This is a genomic window from Mesorhizobium sp. M7A.F.Ca.ET.027.02.1.1 (assembly GCF_004022985.1).
Classification (GTDB): domain Bacteria; phylum Pseudomonadota; class Alphaproteobacteria; order Rhizobiales; family Rhizobiaceae; genus Mesorhizobium.
In genome coordinates this window covers 1-1,130 of record NZ_RZOL01000784.1, presented here as the reverse complement: position 1 = coordinate 1,130, position 1,130 = coordinate 1, and the positions used below count along the sequence as shown (strand labels likewise).

1 protein-coding gene is annotated in these 1,130 nt (G+C 66.5%); it reads right to left on the bottom strand.

Features of this window, described 5'->3' with window-relative positions:
- Window positions 1-203: 203 nt before the first annotated feature.
- Window positions 204-1,085 carry a MoxR family ATPase gene (locus EN749_RS36115; protein WP_128364994.1) on the bottom strand — a complete coding sequence of 294 codons (882 nt, stop codon included), beginning with the start codon at window positions 1,083-1,085 and terminating at the stop codon, window positions 204-206.
- Window positions 1,086-1,130: the final 45 nt, after the last annotated feature.

The window sequence follows — 1,130 nt, the reverse complement described above, 5'->3', positions numbered from 1 at the left end:
TCATTGCGTGGCGCCCCCCTCTGTCCTGCCGGACATCTCCCCCTCAAGGGGGGAGATTGGCAGGTTCGACGCTTCGCTCTGTTCGGCGACGTCAGCGATTAGCGAAAGCGGGGATGACATCCGATCTCCCCCCTTGAGGGGGAGATGCCCGGCAGGGCAGAGGGGGGCGCTCTCCCGCCAGCATTGCAAAATGACCTCCCGCGTCACGCCAGCGCCTCCTCGACGATCCGGCCAAGCCCCGGTGCGATGTAGGAAAGGTCTTCCTCGTCCTTGATCAGCACGCCGATGGCGCGGCGAAAGGCTTCAGGCCACGGGCTGCCGCCTTTCTCCAAGATGGTCGCCGCGTTGGCCCATTCGACGGCCTCGGCGATGCCGGGCGGCTTGGCCAGCGGCCGGGCGCGAATGGTCTGCACGGCTGCCGCCACGGCGCGCGCCGTTGCTTCAGCCACATTGCCGGCGCGCAGCATGATGATGGCGGCCTCGCGCTCGGCGTCGGGATAGCCGATCCAATGATAGACGCATCGGCGGCGCAGCGCTTCGGCGAGCTCGCGGGTGCGGTTCGAGGTCAGGATGACGATCGGCTGTGCGGCGGCGCGGATGGTGCCGCGCTCGGGAATGCTGATCTGGAAGTCGGAGAGGAATTCCAAGAGCAGCGCTTCGAATTCGTGGTCCGAACGGTCGATCTCGTCGACCAGCAGCACGCGCTGTTCGGGCGCCTTCAGCACCTGCAGCAGCGGTCGTGCGATCAGGAAACGGTCGTCGTAGATGTCGATCTCATGTTCGCCGGCATGGCGGATGGCAAGCAGTTGGCGCTGGTAGTTCCATTCGTAGAGCGCGTGCGCGGCGTCGATGCCTTCATAACATTGCAGCCGCACCAGATCGCGGCCGAGCAGCTCGGCGATCGCTTTGGCCGCTTCCGTCTTGCCGACGCCCGGCGCGCCTTCGAGCAGCAGCGGCTTGCCCAGCCGGATTGCCAGGAAGATGGCGGTCGAAAGGCTTTCATCGGCCAGATAGCGCGAGGCGGCCAGATGCTGCGCCACCGCCTCCGGCGAGGTCGCTGATGTCTCGGCGCTTGTCCCGGTCATTTCGGCCCTCAGTTCGCCGCTTGCGCCTTCAGCGCGCGCAGGATG